This window comes from Streptomyces sp. MnatMP-M17 (genome assembly GCF_900091995.1).
Taxonomy (GTDB): domain Bacteria; phylum Actinomycetota; class Actinomycetes; order Streptomycetales; family Streptomycetaceae; genus Streptomyces.
On record NZ_FMDK01000196.1, the window covers coordinates 1 to 21,262 of the forward strand.

A 21,262-nucleotide genomic window follows, 5' to 3' on the forward strand; every position below is an offset into this window, starting at 1 on the left:
CCGGCGCGTACGCGGCGAGCCGTCCCGAGCCGGCGACGGCGCTGACCACGCTCGGCGCGGTGTCGGTCCCCTTCCACGGCGTGCACCAGCCCGGTATCACCACCCCGATGCATGCCCGCGGCCATCTCGTCGCCTTCGATCTGGCCCCGGGTGCCGGGCGGAAGGAGGCCGCCGCGCTGCTGCGCCGCTGGTCGGAGTCGGCGCGCGCGATGATGGCCGGCGAAGTCGCCGGAGGCCCGGACGCCGACGGCGACACCGGTATCGCCCTGGACGCCGGGCCTTCCTCGCTCACCGTGACCTTCGGTTTCGGCCGTACCTTCTTCGGCCGTACGGACCTGGCCGACCAGCGTCCCAGCGCTCTGGACCCGCTGCCCGCCTTCTCCTCCGACCGGCTCGACGCCCGGCGGAGCAACGGCGATCTGTGGATCCAGATCGGTTCCGACGACGCCCTGGTCGCCTTCCATGCCCTGCGTACGCTCCAGAAGGACGCGGGCGCGGCGGCGCGGGTGCGCTGGCAGATGAACGGTTTCAACCGTTCGCCCGGCGCGACGCCGCAGCCGATGACCAGCCGCAATCTGATGGGCCAGATCGACGGCACGGGCAACCCCAAGCCGTCCGAGCCGGACTTCGAACGGCGGATCTTCGTCCCGGCGGCCCCGGCGGCCGGCATCCCGGACTGGATGGCGGGCGGCTCCTACGCCGTCGTACGGCGCATCCGTATGCTCCTCGACGACTGGGAGAAGCTCCCGCTCGGCAAACAGGAGCAGGTCATCGGCCGCCGCAAGGCCGACGGCGCTCCGCTCACAGGCGGCACGGAGACGACGGAGCCGGACCTCGACCGGCTGGGAGCCGACGGCAAGCCCGTCATACCCGCCAACGCGCACGCCAGGATCTCGACGCCGGAAGCGAACGGCGGGGCCGCGATGCTGCGCCGTCCTTTCTCCTTCCACGACGGGATCGGGGCGGACGGGACCCCTGACGCGGGGCTGCTCTTCGTCTGCTGGCAGGCCGATCCGCTCAAGGGATTCGTACCCGTGCAGCGCAAGCTCGACCGTGGAGACGCGTTGTCGGCGTTCATCCGCCACGAGGCGAGCGGACTGTTCGCGGTGCCCGGTGGCGCACGGCGGGGAGAGTATGTGGGCCAGCGGCTGCTGGAGTCCTGAGCGGGCGGTGGGATCCGGAGCGCCAGGCCGGGGCCCTGGTGCTCCGGACGCGGCGCTCCGCAGGGCTCCAAGCCCAGGTCCCTGCCCGGCCCCGGCAGCAGTCCCCGGCCCCCGGCGCGCGCTCCGGAGTCGTGAGTCGCGCCGGGCCATTAGGGTGACCGTATGTCGGCCACGCGCTACACGTATCTGGGCCCCGAGGGCACCTTCACGGAGGCCGCCCTCCGTACGCTCCCGGAAGCCGCCACCCGCGAACTCGTCCCCATGGTGTCCGTACCGACGGCTCTCGACGCCGTACGGAACGGCGACGCCGCGGCGGCACTCGTACCGATCGAGAACTCGGTGGAGGGCGGTGTCACCGCCACGCTCGACGAGCTGGCTTCCGGCGCGCCGCTGATGATCTACCGCGAGGTGCTGCTGCCGATCACGTTCGCCCTGCTCGTACGGCCCGGGACGAAACTCTCCGACGTGAAGACGGTGACCGGTCATCCGGTCGCCCAGCCGCAGGTACGCAACTGGCTGCGGAGCCAGCTCCCGGACGCGGTGTGGGAGTCGGCAGCGTCGAACGCGGACGGCGCGCGGCTGGTGCAGGAGGGCCGGTTCGACGCGGCCTTCGCGGGCGAGTTCGCGGCGTCCACGTACGGTCTGGAACCGCTGGTCACCGAGATCCATGACGCGGAGAACGCGGAGACGCGCTTCGTCCTGGTGGGCCGGCCCGCGCGTCCTTCGGCGCCGACCGGCGCGGACAAGACCTCGGTGGTCATCTGGATGGGCGACGACCATCCGGGCGCGCTGCTCGAACTGCTTCAGGAATTCGCCGTACGTGGTGTCAACCTGATGCTGATCCAGTCGCGGCCGACCGGCGCGGGCATCGGTAATTACTGCTTCGCCGTGGACGCCGAGGGCCATATCTCGGACCGGCGGGTGGGCGAGGCGCTGATGGGGCTGAAGCGGATCTGTCCCAAGGTGCGCTTCCTCGGCTCGTACCCGCGGGCGGGTGTGTCGGCGGCCGATGTGTCGACACTGCGGCCTGGGACCTCGGACACCGAGTTCATCGAGGCGGCGGAGTGGCTGGCACGCAGCCAGGACGGCCGCGCCTGACGGCTCGGGCGCTTCGAGGTTGCCGCGCCTGTAGACCCTGTGGACACAGCCCAGAGTTATCCACAGGCATGCTTCTCGACCTGGGGACAAGTCGACAACCACAGCTGCATGGGTCGACAAATCGCTCCGGTCGCCGATGTCCATCCACAGGGCTCTCCCTGGCCCGCGTCAGCCGAAGTCCAGCGATCAACTCGTCGGAGCGGGCAATTCCCACCCGAATGAGTGTGTGAAGCCGGTTTACGAGGGAATTTCTTCGGCCCGCGCCCGGCCCACAGAACGCTCATTTCCGCAATCCACAGATCACTCGCACAGCCTGTGGATAACTTGCATGACCCTGTGTATCGCTGTGGACAACACTCGGCACCCGGAGCTCAAGTCGCCTTCCCCGCAAGGGAAGTGAGTCAAGTGGACAACCGTCGAGTGCTTCGTTCCGGCGAATTGAACCCTCTTTATTGACGAACGGCAGACGACCGGCGCGGGATTTCCTGACAGATTTCTCAATTGCGGCAATTCAGACAAAGGGACGCGCCTGTTGATATCGGGTGGGGCGGTGTCGGCGCGCACCGGTAGCCTGGTGGGGTGATTGACCTTCGCCTGCTCCGTGAGGACCCCGACCGTGTTCGCGCCTCCCAGCGCGCCCGTGGAGAGGACGTCGGCCTTGTCGACGCCCTGCTCTCCGCCGACGAGCGGCGCAGGTCGTCCGGCGTCCGCTTCGACGAGCTGCGCTCCGAGCAGAAATCCCTCGGCAAGCTGATCCCCAAGGCGTCCGCCGAGGAGAAGGCCGAGCTGCTCAAGAAGGCGGAGCAGCTCAAGGCCGACGTCAGGACGGCCGACGCCGAGCAGCACGAGGCGGACGAGGAGGCCAGGCGCCTGCTTCTCCAGCTCGGCAATATCGTCCACCCCGATGTCCCGGTGGGCGGCGAGGAGGATTTCGTCGTGCTGGAGACGCACGGCACGATCCGGGACTTCGCGGCGGAAGGATTCGAGCCCAAGGACCATCTGGAGCTGGGCGAGGCGCTGGGCGCCATCGACGTCGAGCGCGGCGCCAAGGTCTCCGGCTCGCGGTTCTACTATCTGACGGGCGTCGGCGCGCTGCTGGAGTTGGCCCTCGTCAACGCGGCGATCGCACAGGCCACGGAGGCCGGTTTCATCCCCATGCTGACGCCGGCGCTGGTCCGCCCGCGCGCCATGGAGGGCACGGGCTTCCTGGGCCAGGCCGCGGAGAACGTGTACCACCTGGAGAAGGACGACTACTACCTGGTCGGTACGTCGGAGGTACCGCTCGCGGCCTACCACATGGACGAGATCATCGAGGCCGACAAGCTGCCCCTGCGGTACGCGGGCTTCTCGCCGTGCTTCCGCCGCGAGGCCGGTACGTACGGCAAGGACACCCGGGGCATTTTCCGGGTCCACCAGTTCGACAAGGTCGAGATGTTCTCGTACATCGACCCGGCGGACGCGCAGTCCGAGCACCGGCGGCTGCTGGAGTGGGAGAAGCAGTGGCTGACCGCCCTGGGGCTGCCCTTCCAGGTGATCGATGTGGCGACCGGTGATCTGGGCGCGTCGGCCTCGCGCAAGTTCGACTGCGAGGCGTGGATCCCGACGCAGGGCAAGTACCGCGAGCTGACCTCCGCGTCGAACTGCGACGGTTTCCAGGCGCGCCGGCTCTCCGTCCGGATGCGGGACGGCAAGCAGATCAAGCCGCTGGCGACGCTGAACGGCACGCTCTGCGCCGTACCGCGCACAATCGTGGCGCTCCTGGAGAACCACCAGCAGGCCGATGGTTCGGTGTGGGTGCCCGAGGTGCTCCGTCCGTATCTCGGCGGCCGTGAGGTGCTGGAGCCGATCGCCAAGTGAGCACCGGCCCCGACTCCGCGTCGTCGTCGGCGCCGCTTCCGCTGTCGCGCTCGTCCGTGGCGTCGTTCCCGTACAAGCTGGTCGCGACCGACCTCGACGGCACGCTGCTGCGTGACGACGACACTGTCTCCGTACGCACCCGTGAGGCGCTCGCTACGGTCACGGCGGCGGGCGCCGCGCACATCATCGTCACCGGGCGTGGCGTGCCCTGGACGCGGCACATCCTGGACGACCTGGGATACGAGGGTCTCGCGGTGTGCGGCCAGGGAGCGCAGCTCTACCACGCCGGTGAACACCGGCTGCTGACGTCGGTGACGCTGGACCGGCAGTTGGCCGGGCTGACGCTGGCCAAGATCGAGGCGGAGACCGGCCCGCTGGCGCTGGCCGCGAGCCGGGACGGTCTCGACGGCGAGGTCCTGATCGGCCCCGGTTACCGGGTGCTGGACGGCGAGCTTCCCGCGGTCTTCATCGACGACCCGGCGGAGGTGTGGGCGGCACCGCTCAACAAGGTGTACATCCAGCATCCGGAGCTGGACGACGACGCGTTGGCGCGGGTCGCGCGGGAGACCGTCGGCGGTCTGGTGGATGTGGTGATGGCGGGAGCCGGAGTGGTGGAGATCCTGCCGCTGGGTCTGAACAAGGCCACCGGACTCTCGCTGGCAGCGCGGCGCCTCGGCGTCACGGCGGCGGACACGATCGCGTTCGGCGACATGCCCAACGACATCCCGATGTTCGCATGGGCGCGGCGCGGAGTGGCGATGGCGAACGCACACAAGGAACTGAAGGCCGTGGCGGACGAGATCACGGCGTCGAACGGCGACGACGGCATCGCGGTGGTGCTGGAGAGGCTGCTGCTCGGCTAAGTGTTGTCCGGCCCGAACGCCGTGCGTGTCGCTGCCGTACGGCTCGCTGCCGCACGGCTCGGCCAATCCTCCGGGAGGGGCGGCCCGCGCGGATGCGCGCTCGAAGCGGCCGCCCCTGGGCAGCGCGCCGGCGGCAGCACGGAGCAGTGATGGCTACTCCGGCGCCTGCGCGGTGCTGCCCTGCTGGGAACTCGACGGACTCGGAATCCCGGTCGTCGCCGTGTTCCGCTCCCGGTCCTGGAGGTGTGTTCCGGCAGAACTACTGCCCGAACTTCCGACATAACTACTGTGCCCCGGGCGACGACGCGCCGCCACCGAATATTGGCGACATGGCCCACGTCCGCCCGCGGAAGTACGACGGACGGACGCGGAACACAGCAATGGATCAGCGGTTGATCAACGACAGATCAGCGGCGGTTACGGCTCCGGCGCAGATCCCTCAACTGGTGGACGACATCGTCCACACGGGCGTCCACCCGGTTGATGTCCGCGGACATCTCGCACAGCCGGTTGCTGATGGCTCCCACCACCTGATTGGTGGCATCGAGCCGCCGGTCGAGACTGTCGAGCCGGTACGACATCCGGTTCAGCACCGGCCCCAGCTCCTGAAGCGCGACACCGACCCCACCGAGGCACGACTCGACATCGGTCACCCGCCGGTCGAGACTCGCGTACCCCTTGCGCAGATCATCCTCGGCGTCGAGAAGGTACGTACGAATGCACCGCGCGATGTCGCTGTCGCGAAGAAGCATCGCGATATTGAGCACGGCGCGGCGGGTGTAGAGAGTGAGCTGGGTAGCCGCCTGTGGATAACTTTTCCCGGCTTCGGCGCCCCATAGTGACACCATGTCACTATGAAATCGTCGCAGGTCAGCGCCTCGTAGCACGCGCATCCCGTTTTCGGTCAGCTCCGCTCGATGCCGCGCGGTCATCTGCCTGACGACGTCTGTGGATACTTCGAAGTACCGAGCCACGTCCTCTGTGCGAACGTGAACTCCGTCCGGAAGCATGACCAAAGACTTGATCTTGTCGAGGGCGTCTACGCGCCCCATGTGCTCGACGCGCAGAGTACGCGACTCAAGCAGGGCACCTTCTGGTGGCATGTTCATGCCTTCCACTTGTGAACCGACAATGGAGGCCCTCTCCCCGGGCGTCAGGGGCGGAGGTCGGCTCACGGTGGCTACTCACTCAATGACCGGTGCGGCTTTCCATCCGGCACCGGCAATCCCCGACTTCACGAACGCTCGACGTCACGAACTCCACTTACCTCCACGCGTCTTGAACAACGAGCCGATAAACGTACAGTTACGCGGCCAGGGCTACGTGGCCAAGGCAGCGACAGCCGCAGCAAACAGCGGCAGCCCATGACCGCCGGGCAAAGGCCCGCCGGACAGGGCTGCCGCTGACAGCGCGACTCGCCTACTCCTCGCCCGCGAGCTTCAGCGTCCTGAGCTTCTGGCCCGCGTACCAGGTCGCCACCACCGAGACTCCTGCCAACAGGCCCACCGCCAGAGGCAGGCCGACGTCCGAGGTGATCGTGCCCTCGCCGCCGATCCTCTGGGCGAGCGCCAGCGCCCACTGCTGAACGCTGAGCGTCCGCGCGCCCGCCACCAGGCTGCCGAAGAGCGTCTCCCAGACCAGCGCGTAGACCAGCCCGATGACCACCGCGTGGCGGCTGACCGTACCCAGCAGCAGGAAGAGCGCGCTGTACGCGATCGAGGCGACGAGCGCCGCGACCGTGTACGCGACCGCGATCTGCTGGCCGTTGCCGTTGAGTATGTATCCGGCGATGAAGGTGGGAATCGCGGAGAACGCCATGGTCACGGCGATCGCCACGATCAGTTTGGTGAATATGATCGACGAACGCTTCACCGGCTTGGAGAGCAGATAGACGATCGATCCGTCGTCGATCTCGGGTCCGATCGAGCCCGTACCCGCGATGACACCGATCAGCGGCACCATCGTGGCGAGCGCGAAACCGCCCAGCACATCAACCGCGACCTGGTCGTCCGCGCCGTTGAGCGCGCGGACCGCCGCCGCGATCACGATCAGCAGCGCGGGCAGCAGGAAGAGGATCGCGGCCCGGCGCCTGCCGAGCAGGGCCCGGTAGGTGAGCCGGGCGACTGTGGGGTTGTACATGACGTCACAGCTCCTTTCAGGCCGCTCAGGCCGCTACGAGATAGGAGAAGACCGACTCGAGGGACTCGTCCGAGGGCGAGACCGTGAGCAGCCTGATGGAGTGCTCACGGGCGACTCTTGGCAGCAGTTCGGTGAACCGGCCGAAGTCGACCGCCTGAATGCGCAGTGCGCCTTCGGCGAGGTCCACCTCGATACCGGCCGTCGACGGATCGGCGATCAGTGCGGCGGCGAGCGCGCGGTCGTCACTGGACCGCACGAGATAGCGGTGCGGCCGGTCGGTCATGAGCCTGCGGATCTTGCGGAAGTCCCCGGAAGCTGCATGGCGCCCGGCCACGATCACCTCGATGTGCGAGGCGAGCTGCTCGACCTCCTCCAAGATATGGGAGGAGAAGAGAACGGTGCGGCCCGTGGCGCCCATACGCCGCAGCAGTTCCATGAGCTGCATCCGCTGACGCGGGTCCATTCCGTTGAACGGCTCGTCCAGCAGCAGTACGGACGGGTCGTGGACCAGCGCGGACGCCATCTTCACCCGCTGGCGCATGCCCTTGCTGTACGTCGCGATCCGGCGGTCCTGCGCGTACTCCATCTCGACCGTGGCGAGCGCCGCGCGGGCCTCCTTCGCACCCAGGCCGTGCAGTTCGGCGTTGGCCACGACGAAGTCGAGACCGGTGAGGAAGTCGTACATCGCCTCCCGCTCCGGCACGATACCGATCTGCCGGTAGACGGACTCGTTGCGCCAGATCGGCTGCCCGTCGAGGGTGACGGTGCCCGTGGAGGGCGCGAGGAAGCCCGCCATCATATTGATGAGAGTGGACTTGCCGGCGCCGTTGGGGCCGAGCAGCCCGGTGACACCGGGGCCGATCGTCATGGTGACGTCATTGACGGCCACCACATTGCCGAACCAGCGCGAAGCGTGCTCGATATTGATGGTGGTCACAGCCCGACCTTCCGGTAACGGCGCATGAGAACGGCGTACGAGCCGAGCACGAGCGCGAGGACGACCAGCAGATAGACCACGCCCACGCCGGCCGAGGGGCCCGCCTCGCCCGGGAAGGCGGAGGTGGCGCCCAGGAAGGCGGTCTGTACGCCGTCGATGAGCGTGACCGGCGAGAAGAGGCCGAGCCACTTGACGGCGCCGATCGCGTCCGAACTCCAGGCGATCGCCTGGAGGGTGGACACCGCGCCGTACGAGATGGTCAGGGTGGCTATCACGGCGGCGACGCCGAAGCCGCGGCGCGGTGTGAGGGCGGCCAGCACCAGGCCGAGTCCGCCGAAGAGCAGGGAGAGCAGCGCCACCGAAACCAGCCCCTGACCGAATCCCTTGGTCTGGTCCGCGAAGTCCATCTTGGCCAGCAGCGAGCCGGCGTAGAGAATGACGAGCGGCGCGCCGGTCAGTACGAAGAGGGCGGAGGCCATCGCTCCGTACTTCGCGAGCACGTAGTCGACGCGCTCGATCGGACGGGAGAAGTAGAGCGGCACGGTCTTGAAGCGCAGATCCCGGGAGACGGACTGCGGCGCCTGGGAGGCCAGATAGAGACCGATGACGGCCTGGGTGAAGATCGCGTAGCGGGTGTAGTCAAGGGGCAGGGTCTTGAGATTGGTCGCTATGGCGACCGCGACGATGATGGCCGCAGGCAGGCACATCACCGCGAAGAGGATCATCGGCAGGACCTTGGACTTGGCCGAGCGGCCGAGTCCGTACGCGCCGCGCAGGGACTGCGAGTAGAGGGAGCGGCGCGCGTAGGCGCGGCCGAGGCGCGGTCCTTCGTAGTTGCGGTATCCGATGTTGTGGATCCGGGTCGTCCCGGCCTCGGCTCCGGCCGTCGTACCGTTCTCGGTCTCAGTGCTCATCGTGGGCGCCTCCCTTCACCAGTGTGTGGTCCGCCGCGTGGTCGGCCGGCGCCTGCGTGTTCTGCTGCGGGCGGAAGACCTCCGCTATGTGATGGCGCCGCTGTTCCATCCGTACGAGCCCCAGACCGAGCTCGGCGACCGTGTCGCGGACGACGTCGTACGTCTCCTCGCCCTTGGCCTCGATCAGCAGGATGTGGCCCGCGCCGGGGAGTCCTTCCTCCATGCCCGCGTGGAGGGTCAGCCCGGCTGTGGTCAGGGCGTCGCGCAGCGTCTGCGTGCCGTCGGGGTGCGCGTCCGTGTCCGTGACCTCGACCGCGAGAGTCGTGGTGATCTGGGTGAAGTCACTGGTGGAGCTGGAGCGCAGCAGCGTGCCGCCGTCGATGACGACGACATGGTCACAGGTGCGTTCGAGCTCGCCCAGCAGGTGCGAGGTGACCAGGACGGAGATGCCGAAGTCCGTGTGGACACGGCGGATCAGACCGAGCATCTCGTCGCGGCCGACCGGATCGAGGCCGTTGGTCGGCTCGTCCAGAAGGACCAGCTGGGGGTCGTGGACCAGCGCCTGCGCGAGCTTGACGCGCTGCTTCATACCGGTCGAGTAGCCGCCGATGGGACGGTACCGCTCCTCGTAGAGGCCGACATGGCGCAGGGTGTCCGCGGTGCGCTCGCGGGCCGCGGTCGGTGGGAGTCCGGACATCCGCGCCATATGGACGACGAACTCGGTGGCCGAGACGTCCGGCGGCAGGCAGTCGTGCTCGGGCATATATCCGACGCGCTCCCGGATGGCGCTGCCGCTGGTGGCGACATCGAGCCCGAGCACCGTGGCCCGGCCTTCCGTGGCGGGGGAAAGACCCAGCAGGATCTTGATCATGGTGGACTTGCCGGCCCCGTTGGCGCCCACCAGACCGGTCACACCGGGTCCGATGTCCAAAGAGAGCCGGTCAAGCGCGGTTACCCGGGGGAACCGCTTACTCAGGCCTTCTGTTGCGATCACAGTCACGGGTCCGACCGTAGTGCTGAAGGCGACAGAGGGCGTCAGACCTGGCGGCTGTATCGGTGTCCGTCTCCAGATGTAGGGACCCGTAAGGGGAACGTAAGTGCTGCGGGCCGATCGGCCGGTTGTCCCCGCCGATCCGCGTGGATCCGTATAGATCCGCGTCGTTTCGCGCCGGACCGCGTCGGTTCGCGACGATCCACAGCGGTGCGCACCGGTCCGCACCGGTTATCCACAGGTATGAGCCGACGCTTGACGCCGCCGCCGACCATTGTCACATTCATCAGTGCGACATTCTTCAGCGTCACATCACGAACACGTACCGCACGTGGAGCGGGTGGGAGGCGATGCAGTGACGGATCAACGGACCGCGGAGCTACGGGGATTCAGGGAGGTCCAGCGTCTGGCGTACGAGTGCGCGGAGGCCGTCTCCGCGCGGCTCAGGCCGGGGGTGACGGAGCGCGGGGCGGCGCGGATGCAGCGCGAGTGGCTGCGTGCCCGTGGGGTGCGCGACTGGTTCCATCTGCCCTTCGCGTGGTTCGGGGACCGTACGGCGTTCACCGGCTTCCGGATACCGCTCCAGTTCTTTCCCACCGGCCGACGGCTGGAAGAAGGGATGCCGTACATCCTGGATCTCGCGCCCATCCATCGAGGCTTCACCGCCGATGTCGGCTATTCGAGCTGTCTGGGTCCCAATCCGCTGCACGACAGGCTGCTCGCCGATCTGCGGACGCACCGCGAGCTCATTCTGCGGGAGGTGCGCGAGCGGCGCACACTGCGCGAGATCTATGAGGACGTGGACCGGCTGATGATCCGGCAGGGCTATGCCAACCGGCATCGGGCGTATCCCTTCGGAGTCATCGCCCACAAGGTCGACCGGGTGAAGGAGCGCCGCTGGTCGCCGCATGTCTTCGGGTTCGGCACCCAGTCGCTCAAGGGGCTCGCAAGCGACGCGCTCCGTGGTCACCGGGACGGCTGGTCGCCGCTGTGGAGCCCGTACAGATTCTCCGACCACCCGCCCACGCCGGGCCTGTGGGCGGTGGAACCACACCTCGGATTCCGGGGTACGGGCGCGAAGTTCGAGGAGATCCTGGTGGTCACCGACTCCCGGGATCCGGAGCAGAGCGCGTTCTGGCTGGATGACGATCTGCCGCATGTGCGGCGCTGGGCGGAGGCCGTATGAGTACGGGGACGGGGCTGAAGGAGGCGCGGGAGCGCCGGGTGCGCACGGGCGGCGTCGAACTGTGCGTCGCCGAGCTGGGCGATCCGGCCCGGCCGACCGTACTGCTCGTGCATGGCTATCCCGACAGCAAGGAGGTCTGGTCCGAGGTCGCGGAGCGGCTCGCGGAGCGCTTCCATGTGGTGCTGTACGACGTACGGGGACACGGCAGGTCGACGGCGCCCGCGCCGCTGCGCGGTGGCTTCACGCTGGAGAAGCTGACGGACGACTTCCTGGCGGTCGCCGATGCGGTGAGCCCGGACCGGCCAATCCATCTGGTCGGCCATGACTGGGGTTCCGTACAGGCCTGGGAGTTTGTGACCGTGGCACGGACCGAGGGCCGGATCGCCTCGTTCACCTCGATGTCAGGACCTTCCCTGGACCATCTGGGGCACTGGATCAAGCGGCGCGCGAAGCGGCCCACTCCACGCGGGATGGGTCAGCTCCTCGGCCAGGGAGCCAAGTCCTGGTACGTCTATGTGCTGCATACGCCCGTACTGCCCGAGCTGGCCTGGCGCGGTCCTCTCGGCAGGCAGTGGCCCAAGATCCTCCGACGGGCCGAGAAGCTCCACGACACGTCCTATCCGACGTCCTCGCTGCCACAGGACGCGGCGAACGGCGCGTGGCTCTACCGGGACAATGTCCGCGCCCGGCTGAGCAGGCCGCGTACCGACGCCTATGCGCACGCACCCGTCCAGCTCATCACTCCGACCGGCGACGCCTTCCTGTCGGAACGGCTCTACGACGATCTGGAACACTGGGCTCCGGGGCTGGTACGGCGCACACTGCCGGCCAAGCATTGGGTGCCCCGCACCAGGCCGGACCAACTGGCCTCCTGGATCGGTGAGTTCGTCCTGGCCCACGAGGACCACGAGGGGGGCGGACATCCGCCCGAGGGCACGGGCACAAGTACAGACGCGGGTACGGGCACGCGCACGAGTCCGGGTGCCGGTACGGGAGCGGCGCCGAGCGGACCGTACGCCCAGCGCTTCGGTGGGCAGCTGGTCCTGGTCACGGGTGCGGCCGGCGGTATCGGCCGGGCCACCGCCTTCGCCTTCGCCGAGGCGGGCGCACGGATCGTGGCGATCGATCTCGACCTGGAGGGAGCGGCCAGGACGGCGGAACTGGCCCGGCTGATCGGAGCCCCGGCGGCCTGGGCCGAGCAGACCGACGTCGGTGACGGGCAGACCATGGAGAGGCTCGCGGAGAAGGTCGCCGCGGAGTACGGCATCGTCGATGTCCTGGTCAACAACGCGGGAATCGGGCTGTCGGGTGCCTTCCTCGACACCACCGCCGAGGACTGGAAGAAGGTCCTGGACGTCAATCTGTGGGGCGTCATCCATGGCTGCCGCGTGTTCGGCAGGCAGATGGCCGAGCGCGGCCAGGGCGGCCATATCGTCAACACCGCCTCCGCGGCGGCCTATCAGCCCTCGAAGGCGCTACCCGCGTACAGCACGTCCAAGGCGGCGGTGCTGATGCTCAGCGAATGTCTCCGGGCCGAACTGGCCGGGCAGGGCATCGGCGTCTCCGCGATCTGTCCCGGTTTCGTCAACACGGGCATAACCTCCACCGCGCGCTTCACCGGTGTCTCCACGGAGGAGCAGGAGCGGCGCAGAAGGAAGGCCGCACGGCTGTACGGTCTGCGCAACTATCCGCCGGAGAAGGTCGCCGACGCCGTACTGCGGGCTGTCGTACGCAACCAGGCCGTCGTGCCGGTCACTCCAGAGGCCCGGGGAGCCCGGCTCCTGTCCCGTATCGCGCCCGGGGCACTGCGCGCGATCGCCCGCGTGGAGCCGCCGCTGTGAGCGCCGAGAAGAACAGGGCCGCTCGGGAGGCCGAGGAAGCCGAGGAAGCCGGAGAGCACCACGCGATCGTGCCGCGCCGGGTCTCGTTCGACTGGCACGGGACTCCCCTGCACTGGATACCGGACGAGCCGACGGCCACCCACGTCATCAATGTGCTGCATCTGCTGCTGCCCGCGGGCGAGAGGTGGTTCGTGAAGGTCTTCAAGGAGGGTCTGCCGCTGGTCACCGACCCGGAACTGCTCAAGGACGTCAAGGGATTCATGGGGCAGGAGGCCACGCACAGCGTGCAGCACTCCTACGTACTGGACCATCTGGCCGAGCAGAAGCTGAGCACCGAGGCGTATACACGGCACATCGACTTCCTCTTCGAGAAGCTCCTCGGCGAGAAGCCGCCGTGGGGGATACCCTTCCCGGCCGGGAAATGGCTGCTCTACCGACTGGCATTCGTCGCCGCGATAGAACAGTTCACGGCGGTTCTCGGTGACTGGGTGCTGCGCGCGGAAGGGCTGGACCGGGCAGGGGCCGACGAGATCATGCTCGATCTGCTGCGCTGGCACGGCGCGGAGGAGGTCGAACACCGCGCCGTGGCCTTCGACATGTACGAGCACTGCGGCGGTCCCGATCCCGCTCGCTACGCCCGTCGCGTCGGAACCATGTGTGTCACCGCGCCCGTACTGCTGTGGCTGTGGATCTCGGGCGCCGCCTATCTGATCCGGCACGACCCTCAACTCGCAGGCCGGCCGCGTTACTCGCTGCGCGAGCACAGCAAGGCGATCGACAAAGGGCTGTTGCCTCCCTGGCGCGAACTGAGCGCGGCGATACCCCGCTACTTCCGCCGGTCGTACCACCCTTCGCAGGAGGGCTCGCTGCGCAGGGCCGTCGAGTACCTCGCGACGTCGCCCGCGGCCCGTGCGGCGGCGGGTGCGGTGGGCCGGGCGGCGCTCGGCCGTAGGGAGTGAGCATGTCCGGGCCGAGGTCGCAGCCACAGCCACAGCCACAGCCACAGGCGGAAACGCCGCCGCCGCCGATGCCGGCACCGGCGGCGGAGGTCGGGTCCTCCGCGCCGGCCGAGTACCGGATCGAGGCGCTGGCGCACGCCAGCGGCGCCACCGTCCGTACGATCCGGGCCTACCAGGACCGCGGGCTGCTGCCCAGACCGGAGCGGCGCGGGCGGGCCAATGTGTACGACGACACGCATCTCTCCCGGCTGCGGCAGATCGCCGATCTGCTGGAACGTGGATACACCCTGGCCTCCATCAAGGAGTTGCTGGAGGCATGGGACACGGGACGCGGTCTGGGCGTGGTGCTCGGCCTGGTCGCCGAGGTGCACGGACCGTGGACCGATGAGGAGGCGGCCGGAATCTCCCGTGCGGAGCTGGACGAACGGTTCGGTGGGACAGCGGACGACGAGGCGATCGCCGAGGCGGTGGAACTGGGTGTGCTGGAGCGTGTCCCGGGCCGGGACGACATGTTCCTGGTGCCCAGCCCCCAGGAGCTCTCCGTGGCAGCGGAGTTGTACGCGGCGGGAGTGCCGCTGCCCGCAATCTCCGGGCAGCTACGAGAGCTTCGCGGCCAGGTCGAGCACATCGCCGCCCGTTTTCTGGAGTTCACGACCGAGCATGTCTTCGCCCGCTATCTCGGTCATCGGCCTCCGACGGAGGCGGACGCGGCCGAGGCCGCCGCGCTCGTACGCCGGATGCGACCGCTCGCACGGCAGTCGGTCGACGCCGAACTCGCCCGTGCGATGCGGCTGTTCGCCACCCGCCGTCTCCAGCACCATCTGACGGCGGACGCTCCGCCACCACCGGACTCCGAGACCCGCTCCGTGACGCTTCCCGCCGACACGATTCGGTCTGTACGGCGGCTCGTTGGCCGCGAGAACACGGCAGCCTTCATCACGGCGGCCACGGAACGGGAGCTTCAGGCAAGGATCTTGGATGTCCTCACCACAACCCACAGACAAAGAAGCCATATTGATCAAATAGGTTAATTGACGCACCCGTTGTCCACAGGATCGACAAATCCCCTGTGGATAAACCGAGTTGGCTGTGGATCAAACCTGTGAACAGAGATTACTTGGAAATAAGTGGCGGTGCACCGACGCCACGGTCACGCTGTTCGTATGAACGGAGTACCTGATGAACGACGCACAGTGAAGGTGTCGAAGTATCTCTCCAAGCACCTGCGCCATCAGCCCGAGCGGATCGGTATCGCTTTGGACGCGAACGGCTGGGTCGCGGTCGACGAGCTGATCCGCGCGGCCGGTGAGCACGGCTTCCGTATCACGCGCGCCGAACTCGACCATGTCGTGGCCGTCAATGACAAGCGGCGCTTCACGGTCGACGGCGACCGCATCCGCGCCAACCAGGGCCACACCGTCACGGTCGACCTGGAACTGCCCCCGGCGGAGCCGCCCGCGTATCTCTACCACGGCACGGTCGCCCGCCATCTGGACGCGATCCGGGCCGAGGGGCTGCGTCCCATGTTCCGCCACCATGTACATCTGTCGCCCGACCGCGAGACCGCGACCCGTGTCGGCGCCCGCCGCGGCCGGCCCGTCGTGCTGTCTGTGGACGCGGAAGCGATGTACCGAGGTGAACTGGTCTTCCATGTCAGCGCCAATGGCGTCTGGCTCACCGACGCCGTACCGCCGCGCTATCTACGCTTCCCCGACTGACGACGGGCCGACCGCCCGCCCTGCCCGTCACGCGCTACAGACGGAGCTGCGCCAACGCCTCGGTCGCGATCCGCTCGAAGACCCGCTGGTCGGCGGCGAACTCCGAGTCGGGGATGGGCGCGTGCACCGCGATCTCGGTGATGCCCAGCTCGAAGTGCCTGCCCGCGAAGTCCACGAACGCATCCAGGGACTTCATCGGCCCGTCCCGGTCCGGTGTGAAACCGGTGAGCAGGATCTTCTCCACCTCGGCCGCCTCACGCCCGATCTCCGCACAGGCCTTCCCGAGCCGCTCGATCTGCCTGCCGACGGCTTCCCGCGACTGCTCCGGCGTACCCGTCTCGAAGAGCGTCGGATCACCCGTCGTCACCCACGCCTGCCCGTACCGGGCGGCGAGCTTCAGCCCTCGCGGCCCGGTGGCCGCCACCGCGAAGGGCAGCCGGGGCCGCTGCACACACCCAGGAATGCCCCGGGCCTCGACCGCGGAGTAGAACGTCCCGTCGTACGTCACGGAATCCTCGGTCAGCAGCCGGTCGAGCAACGGCACGAACTCGGCGAACCGATCCGCCCGCTCCCTCGGCGTCCACGCCTCCTGCCCCAGCGCCGTGGCATCGAAGCCCGTACCACCCGCACCGATCCCAAGAGTGATCCGCCCGCCCGAAACATCGTCCAGCGCGATCAGGTCCTTGGCGAGCGTCACCGGATGCCTGAAGTTCGGCGAGGTGACAAGAGTCCCCAGCCGCAGCCGCTCGGTGACGGCGGCAGCGGCGGTAAGCGTCGGCACCGCGCCCAACCATGGACCGTCGCGAAAGGTGCGCCACGAGAGGTGGTCGTAGGTATACGCGGCATGAAATCCGAGCCGCTCGGCACTCAGCCACTCGTCGCGGCCACCATCATGCCAACGGCGAACGGGAAGAATCACGGTACTCAGACGCATGCCCCGACCCTACGCCGGACACACGGTCCGGGACGACGGCCGGGTGGAACCCGGACAGGCCGTGGACCTCAAGCACCACAACGATCCGGACCACCACGATATCCAGCGCCAGGCCAACGCGGGCCTCGGCGGCTTCCGCGCCCGTATCGAGGCGGCCACGGCCGAGGCCACCGAGGCCAGTTGCGAGGCCTCCGAGATCCTGCGCCAGATCGACCCCTTCGGCCCCGACAAACGGTACGGCGGCGCCAACGCCCAGGAAGACGCGGCATGGGTCGCCGCACTCGCCGGGATCAGCAAGAGGGACATCCCCGACGGGACGGATCCACAGCGCGCCGCGGCTTGGTGGAACAGACTGGACGAGGGGGAACAGCACATCTACCTCGCCGCCTTCCCGGACCGGCTCGGCACCGGCTCGGCACGCTCGACGGCCTGCCGTCGGCCGCACGCGACCAGGCCAACCGCACCGTACCGGACATGCGCCTCAACGACTACGCGCTGCGTGAGGGCGGCCTCGGACACCACAACCGGTCCAGTTACCGCGCACTGACCGACTTGAAGTACCGCCTGGACATGGCGGACACCGGCCCCGCGCACAAGCAGTTGTACCTCCTCGGCTTCAGCACCGAGAAGGACGGCCGCGCCATCGTCGCCGTCGGCAACCCGGACACGGCCGAGCACACCGCGATCCAGGTCCCGGGGACGAGCAACCAGCTCGACAATGTCGGCAGCCAGATCAACCGGGCGAAGAAACTTCAGAGCTCGGCCCGTGCGTGGAGCGAGGACCAGGGCCAGGGCCAGCGGCAGGGCCAGGATGTCTCCGTCATCAGCTGGCTCGATTACGACGCGCCCGAAGCCAACGAGAGGAGCCGTCTGCCGCACTCAGGTGGCGACAGTGGCGGAGTGCGGAGAGGGTGGTCGCGGGGGACGTGGAGCAGCCCGGGCGAGCGCCCTTGGCAGAGCAGATTCCGGAGATGACACAGATGCCTGAAGTCACCGCTCCCTACGAGCCCGGTACGCCGTGCTGGATCGATCTGATGGTGCCCGACCAGCAGGCGGCCCTGGATTTCTACCGGGATCTGTTCGGTTGGCAGGGCGAGCCCGGACCCGCGGTGTTCGGCGGCTACGCGACCTGCACCATGCGGGGCAAGCCCGTCGCCGGGATCATGACGGCGATGGCGCCGAACGGCCAGCCTCCGCCGCCGCCCAGCTGGACCAGCTATTTCGCCACTGCCGACGCCGCCGCCACCCAGTCCGCGATCAGCGCGAACGGCGGCACCGTGCTCGCCCCGGTGATGGATGTCGGCAATCTGGGCCGGATGCTGATCGCCGCCGATCCGCAGGGCGCGGTGTTCGGGGCGTGGCAGGCGGTGGAGTTTCCCGGGGCCCAGCTCGTCAATGAGCCCGGCTCGCTGGTCTGGAATCAGCTCAGCACCTCCGATCCCGAGGCCGCGGGCACCTTCTACCGCGCCGCGCTCGGCCTGGACGTCGCGCCGGTGCCGGAGATGCCCGAGTTCACCGGATTCCAGGTCAAAGGGCGCACCGTCGGCGGTCTCCAGAGCATGGAGAACCTCCCGGAAGGTATTCCGCCGCATTGGCTGGTGCACTTCGCGGTGGACGACACGGACAGCACGGTGGACGCGCTCGTACGGGCCGGCGGATCGGTGATGGTGCCCGCCTTCGACATGGAGAAGGTCGGCCGGATGGCCATCCTCCAGGACCCGCAGGGCGCGGTCTTCGGAGTGGTCGCACTGCCATCGCCGGCCTCCTGACTCTCCTCGGTCCGGCCTCTCTTCCGTACGGTTCGTAAGGCCCATACAGCCCGTACGGCTTCTCCTACGACCTCTCAGATGTGCGCCCCACCGCACGCCCGTGCACAGACGTACGGGAGAATGGCGCCGTGACCTCGCCTGCTGACTCCCCGCTCCCCGCCCGGCCCCGGCTGATCGCCACCGATCTCGACGGCACCCTGCTGCGCCACGACAAGTCCGTGTCGGACCGTACGATCGCCGCGCTCAAAGGCGCCGAGGAGGCGGGTATCGAGGTCTTCTTCGTCACCGGGCGCCCGGCCCGCTGGATGGGAGTTGTCAGCGACCATGTGCACGGCCACGGCATGGCCATCTGCGCCAACGGCGCCGCGGTGGTCGATCTGCGCGCCGGCGGAGAGCTGCTGAAGGTCCGGCCGCTGGACCGGGAGACCGCGCTGTACGTCGTGCAGACCCTGCGCGACGCCGCGCCGGGAACGGCGTTCGCCGTCGAGATGACCAACGGCATCAACTACGAGCCGACGTACCCGCCCTTCCTGGAGGACCCGGGTGCGACCGTCGCCACCGCGGAGAAGCTTCTCCAGGAGGAGTACGAGGAGTCCGCGGGCCCGGTCGTCAAGCTGCTCGCCCAGCACCCGGACCTGACGCCCGACGGTTTCCTCACCCTGGCCCATACGGCCGCCGGGGACCGCGCCACCATCACCCGGTCGAGCCCCACCGCACTGCTGGAGATCAGCGCCCTGGGAGTGAGCAAGGCCAGCACGCTCGCGCTCTGCTGCGCCGAGCGCGGTGTCTCGTCCGACGAGGTCGTCGCCTTCGGAGACATGCCCAACGATCTGGAGATGCTGACCTGGGCCGGGACCTCGTACGCGATGGACAACGCCCATCCGGACGTACTGGCCGCCGCCTCCGGACGTACGGCCACGAACAACGAGGACGGCGTCGCGATCATCATCGAGCAGATTCTCGCGCGGCTCTAGATCTACGTAAGTGGTGCGAAATCTACGTAAGTGGTGCGAACGGCGGTGAGCGGCGAGCCGCCACTGACCGCCACCACTCACAGCCGCCTCGTCACAATGGCGCCTCCCAGATCACCGTCGTACCGGCCCTGTCCTCCCCGATCCCCGGCTCGCACGTACTCGATCCGCCCAGCGACTCGGCCCGTCGCGCGAGGTTGCGCAGCCCGCTGCGCCGTCCGCCGTCCGGGATGCCCACACCGTCGTCGGCGACCGACAGACGCACTGCCGCCCTGCCGTCCGGAAGCCGGGCCGCGGCGTCGACGACCACTTCGATACGGGTGGCCTGCGCGTGCCGGAAGGCGTTGGACAGGGCCTCACGGAGCGCGGCGATCAGATTCCGCCCGGCCAGTTCGCCGACCGCCGTGTCGACCTGCCCGAGAAAGCGGTGGCTCGGCCGGAAACCCAGCGGCACGGCCGCCATATTGATCTCCCGCAGCACGCGCGTACGCACTCCGGCCGGCGCCTCCGTCGAGCCCTGCTGGAGCGCGAAAATGGCCGTACGGATCTCCTGGATGGTCACGTCCAGTTCATCGACCGCCTTGTCGATGCCCTGATGTACCTCGGGAGCGACCGTGCCGCGCTGGGCGCTCGCCAGCGTCATCCCGGTGGCGAACAGACGCTGGATGACCAGGTCATGGAGATCCCGCGCGATCCGGTCCCGGTCCTCCAGGACGGCCAGCCGCTCCCGGTCGCGCTGCGCGTCGGCCATCATCAGCGCCAGCGCCGACTGGGCCGCGAACTGGTCGGCCAGGATGCGTTCCCGCTCTCCGAAACGGCGCGCGCCCCGTGCGCGGGGCATCACCAGGGCGCCGAGCACCTGGCCGTCGGCCCGCAGCGGCAGCAGCATGCCGGGGCCGAAATCCGCGGCCAGAGCGGGTGTCACCCGAGGATCGGTGGCGAGGTCGTCCACGAACAGGGACTCGCCGGCCAGGAGCGTCCTGGTGACAGGGTTCTCGGCCGGGATCACATAGTTCCGCTTGACGGTCGGATGGTCGTCGGAGACGGCGACGACCTCCAGTCCGCCGTCCTCCGTGCGCAGCAGCACCACACCGATGACCGAATCCGCCAGTCTGCGGATCTGCTCGGCGACCACGGACAGCGCGTCTGCCGCGTCCGCCGCGCCTCCCGCGTCACCGCTGGTGAGCAGGGCTGTGGTGACGGCGACCGAGCCGTCAATCCACCGCTCGCGCTGTCTGGCCGCCTCGTACAGCCGGGCGTTGCCGATGGCGTTCCCGGCCTCGGTGGCGAGTACGCGCACCATGTGCAGGTCGTAGTCGCTGAACTCGCCCCCGCCCGGCTTCTCGGCCAGATAGAAGTTGCCGAGGATCTCGCCCTGGGCGCGGATGGGAACACCGAGGAACGTCCGCATCGGCGGATGTCCCGGAGGAAGTCCGGCGGCGCGCGGATCGACGGTCAGATCGGCGAGCCGAATCGGCTCCGGGCCTCTCATCAGCACGCCGGGAAGGCCGGTACGTCCATCGGGCGGGTGCCCGATGCGCCCGGCCACGTCCTCGCCGACGCCATGGGTCACGAAGTCGGAGAGGCTCTCGCCCGTCTCGTCCAGGACTCCGATAGCGGCGAAGCGGGCCCCGGCCAGTTCGGCCGCGGTCTCACAGATCCGGGCGAGCGTGGTGTGCAGTCCGCGGCCCGTACCGACGGAACACATCGCCTCCAGGAGCTGGGGCACCCGCGCGGTGTTCTCGGCGGACAGGCCCTCCAGGCTGCTGGCGGCGCGGGTGACCGCGTCGAGAGGGCCCAGAGGCTCGGGCACTTTCATAAGCCAGAGCGTAGTAACTCCTATTTGATAGGGAAAGTCCGCTTGCGCGCTCCGGCCTCCCGGATGTCGACCACCCGGACGGCACCGGCAGGGCTGTCGGCGG

20 protein-coding genes are annotated in these 21,262 nt (G+C 68.7%); 13 read left to right on the top strand and 7 right to left on the bottom strand.

Going from position 1 to position 21,262, the window contains the following annotated elements; translation table 11 throughout:
* The 4 genes from efeB to GA0115259_RS09550 form a co-directional block, all read left to right on the top strand.
* The coding region (gene efeB, locus GA0115259_RS09535) for an iron uptake transporter deferrochelatase/peroxidase subunit (RefSeq protein WP_107469154.1) at window positions 1–1,163 on the top strand (1,163 nt) is incomplete at its 5' end.
* A gap of 162 nt (window positions 1,164–1,325) precedes the next feature.
* A complete protein-coding gene (gene pheA, locus GA0115259_RS09540) occupies window positions 1,326–2,261 on the top strand; it encodes a prephenate dehydratase (RefSeq protein ID WP_093593736.1) in 936 nt (311 codons plus the stop codon).
* 579 nt (window positions 2,262–2,840) lie between these two features.
* On the top strand, window positions 2,841–4,118 hold the full coding sequence (gene serS, locus GA0115259_RS09545; RefSeq protein ID WP_093593739.1) for a serine--tRNA ligase: 1,278 nt from the start codon (window positions 2,841–2,843) through the stop codon (window positions 4,116–4,118).
* Window positions 4,119–4,174: 56 nt separating this feature from the next.
* Complete coding sequence (locus GA0115259_RS09550) at window positions 4,175–4,981, top strand: HAD family hydrolase (RefSeq protein WP_093593789.1); 807 nt, start codon at window positions 4,175–4,177, stop codon at window positions 4,979–4,981.
* Between the two features lie 407 nt (window positions 4,982–5,388).
* Here GA0115259_RS09550 and GA0115259_RS09555 read toward each other — a convergent pair whose 3' ends face one another.
* The 5 genes from GA0115259_RS09555 to GA0115259_RS09575 all read right to left on the bottom strand — a co-directional run bounded on the left by GA0115259_RS09555 (window position 5,389) and on the right by GA0115259_RS09575 (window position 9,971).
* Window positions 5,389–6,084: a hypothetical protein gene (locus tag GA0115259_RS09555; RefSeq protein WP_093593792.1), complete on the bottom strand. Its 696-nt coding sequence runs from the start codon at window positions 6,082–6,084 to the stop codon at window positions 5,389–5,391.
* A gap of 316 nt (window positions 6,085–6,400) precedes the next feature.
* Complete coding sequence (locus GA0115259_RS09560) at window positions 6,401–7,120, bottom strand: ABC transporter permease (RefSeq protein WP_093593742.1); 720 nt, start codon at window positions 7,118–7,120, stop codon at window positions 6,401–6,403.
* 25 nt (window positions 7,121–7,145) lie between these two features.
* Window positions 7,146–8,057, bottom strand: coding sequence for an ABC transporter ATP-binding protein (locus tag GA0115259_RS09565; RefSeq protein WP_093593745.1), 912 nt, complete (start codon window positions 8,055–8,057; stop codon window positions 7,146–7,148).
* Window positions 8,054–8,971, bottom strand: coding sequence for a hypothetical protein (locus GA0115259_RS09570; RefSeq protein WP_093593748.1), 918 nt, complete (start codon window positions 8,969–8,971; stop codon window positions 8,054–8,056). Before GA0115259_RS09570 ends, GA0115259_RS09565 begins: the two co-directional genes overlap by 4 nt.
* Window positions 8,961–9,971: an ABC transporter ATP-binding protein gene (locus GA0115259_RS09575; RefSeq protein WP_256097959.1), complete on the bottom strand. Its 1,011-nt coding sequence runs from the start codon at window positions 9,969–9,971 to the stop codon at window positions 8,961–8,963. Before GA0115259_RS09575 ends, GA0115259_RS09570 begins: the two co-directional genes overlap by 11 nt.
* A 346-nt stretch (window positions 9,972–10,317) precedes the next feature.
* Here GA0115259_RS09575 and GA0115259_RS09580 point away from each other — a divergent pair, with 346 nt between their 5' ends.
* The 5 genes from GA0115259_RS09580 (at window position 10,318) to GA0115259_RS09600 (ending at window position 15,666) form a co-directional block, all read left to right on the top strand.
* A complete protein-coding gene (locus GA0115259_RS09580) occupies window positions 10,318–11,148 on the top strand; it encodes a M24 family metallopeptidase (RefSeq protein WP_093593751.1) in 831 nt (276 codons plus the stop codon).
* Window positions 11,145–12,989 carry an SDR family oxidoreductase gene (locus GA0115259_RS09585; RefSeq protein ID WP_093593754.1) on the top strand — a complete coding sequence of 615 codons (1,845 nt, stop codon included), beginning with the start codon at window positions 11,145–11,147 and terminating at the stop codon, window positions 12,987–12,989. The genes GA0115259_RS09580 and GA0115259_RS09585 overlap by 4 nt, the downstream gene beginning before the upstream one ends.
* A complete protein-coding gene (locus GA0115259_RS09590) occupies window positions 12,986–13,948 on the top strand; it encodes a metal-dependent hydrolase (protein ID WP_176732490.1) in 963 nt (320 codons plus the stop codon). The genes GA0115259_RS09585 and GA0115259_RS09590 overlap by 4 nt, the downstream gene beginning before the upstream one ends.
* 68 nt (window positions 13,949–14,016) lie before the next feature.
* Window positions 14,017–14,979: a MerR family transcriptional regulator gene (locus tag GA0115259_RS09595; RefSeq protein WP_093593757.1), complete on the top strand. Its 963-nt coding sequence runs from the start codon at window positions 14,017–14,019 to the stop codon at window positions 14,977–14,979.
* A gap of 132 nt (window positions 14,980–15,111) precedes the next feature.
* A complete protein-coding gene (locus tag GA0115259_RS09600; RefSeq protein ID WP_093593760.1) occupies window positions 15,112–15,666 on the top strand; it encodes an RNA 2'-phosphotransferase in 555 nt (184 codons plus the stop codon).
* Between the two features lie 34 nt (window positions 15,667–15,700).
* Here GA0115259_RS09600 and GA0115259_RS09605 read toward each other — a convergent pair whose 3' ends face one another.
* Complete coding sequence (locus tag GA0115259_RS09605) at window positions 15,701–16,600, bottom strand: LLM class flavin-dependent oxidoreductase (protein ID WP_093593763.1); 900 nt, start codon at window positions 16,598–16,600, stop codon at window positions 15,701–15,703.
* On the opposite strand from GA0115259_RS09605, the gene GA0115259_RS40135 reads away from it, so the two are divergent.
* From GA0115259_RS40135 to GA0115259_RS09620, 4 genes are all read left to right on the top strand, one after another.
* Window positions 16,599–17,147 (top strand): hypothetical protein, encoded by a 549-nt coding sequence (locus GA0115259_RS40135; protein WP_161230328.1) that lies wholly within the window; start codon window positions 16,599–16,601, stop codon window positions 17,145–17,147. The genes GA0115259_RS09605 and GA0115259_RS40135 overlap by 2 nt on opposite strands.
* Complete coding sequence (locus tag GA0115259_RS40140; RefSeq protein ID WP_218104210.1) at window positions 17,075–17,575, top strand: alpha/beta hydrolase; 501 nt, start codon at window positions 17,075–17,077, stop codon at window positions 17,573–17,575. Before GA0115259_RS40135 ends, GA0115259_RS40140 begins: the two co-directional genes overlap by 73 nt.
* Before the next feature lie 5 nt (window positions 17,576–17,580).
* On the top strand, window positions 17,581–18,369 hold the full coding sequence (locus GA0115259_RS09615; RefSeq protein ID WP_093593766.1) for a VOC family protein: 789 nt from the start codon (window positions 17,581–17,583) through the stop codon (window positions 18,367–18,369).
* Between the two features lie 128 nt (window positions 18,370–18,497).
* On the top strand, window positions 18,498–19,343 hold the full coding sequence (locus GA0115259_RS09620; RefSeq protein ID WP_093593769.1) for a Cof-type HAD-IIB family hydrolase: 846 nt from the start codon (window positions 18,498–18,500) through the stop codon (window positions 19,341–19,343).
* Between the two features lie 91 nt (window positions 19,344–19,434).
* Here the strand turns inward: GA0115259_RS09620 and GA0115259_RS09625 are convergent, their stop codons facing one another.
* Window positions 19,435–21,159, bottom strand: a complete 1,725-nt coding sequence (locus GA0115259_RS09625; RefSeq protein ID WP_093593772.1) for a GAF domain-containing sensor histidine kinase — start codon at window positions 21,157–21,159, stop codon at window positions 19,435–19,437.
* Between the last annotated feature and the right edge of the window lie 103 nt (window positions 21,160–21,262).

What these genes read in the sequence shown, in the direction of transcription:
- pheA (WP_093593736.1), top strand. Translation starts at nt 1,326, where the DNA reads ATGTCGGCCACGCGCTACACGTATCTGGGCCCCGAGGGCACCTTCACG.
- GA0115259_RS09555 (WP_093593792.1), bottom strand. Translation starts at nt 6,084, where the DNA reads ATGCCACCAGAAGGTGCCCTGCTTGAGTCGCGTACTCTGCGCGTCGAG.
- GA0115259_RS09560 (WP_093593742.1), bottom strand. Translation starts at nt 7,120, where the DNA reads ATGTACAACCCCACAGTCGCCCGGCTCACCTACCGGGCCCTGCTCGGC.
- GA0115259_RS09570 (WP_093593748.1), bottom strand. Translation starts at nt 8,971, where the DNA reads ATGAGCACTGAGACCGAGAACGGTACGACGGCCGGAGCCGAGGCCGGG.
- GA0115259_RS09585 (WP_093593754.1), top strand. Translation starts at nt 11,145, where the DNA reads ATGAGTACGGGGACGGGGCTGAAGGAGGCGCGGGAGCGCCGGGTGCGC.
- GA0115259_RS09595 (WP_093593757.1), top strand. Translation starts at nt 14,017, where the DNA reads ATGCCGGCACCGGCGGCGGAGGTCGGGTCCTCCGCGCCGGCCGAGTAC.
- GA0115259_RS09600 (WP_093593760.1), top strand. Translation starts at nt 15,112, where the DNA reads ATGAACGGAGTACCTGATGAACGACGCACAGTGAAGGTGTCGAAGTAT.
- GA0115259_RS40135 (WP_161230328.1), top strand. Translation starts at nt 16,599, where the DNA reads ATGCCCCGACCCTACGCCGGACACACGGTCCGGGACGACGGCCGGGTG.
- GA0115259_RS09605 (WP_093593763.1), bottom strand. Translation starts at nt 16,600, where the DNA reads ATGCGTCTGAGTACCGTGATTCTTCCCGTTCGCCGTTGGCATGATGGT.
- GA0115259_RS40140 (WP_218104210.1), top strand. Translation starts at nt 17,075, where the DNA reads ATGCGCCTCAACGACTACGCGCTGCGTGAGGGCGGCCTCGGACACCAC.
- GA0115259_RS09615 (WP_093593766.1), top strand. Translation starts at nt 17,581, where the DNA reads ATGCCTGAAGTCACCGCTCCCTACGAGCCCGGTACGCCGTGCTGGATC.
- GA0115259_RS09625 (WP_093593772.1), bottom strand. Translation starts at nt 21,159, where the DNA reads ATGAAAGTGCCCGAGCCTCTGGGCCCTCTCGACGCGGTCACCCGCGCC.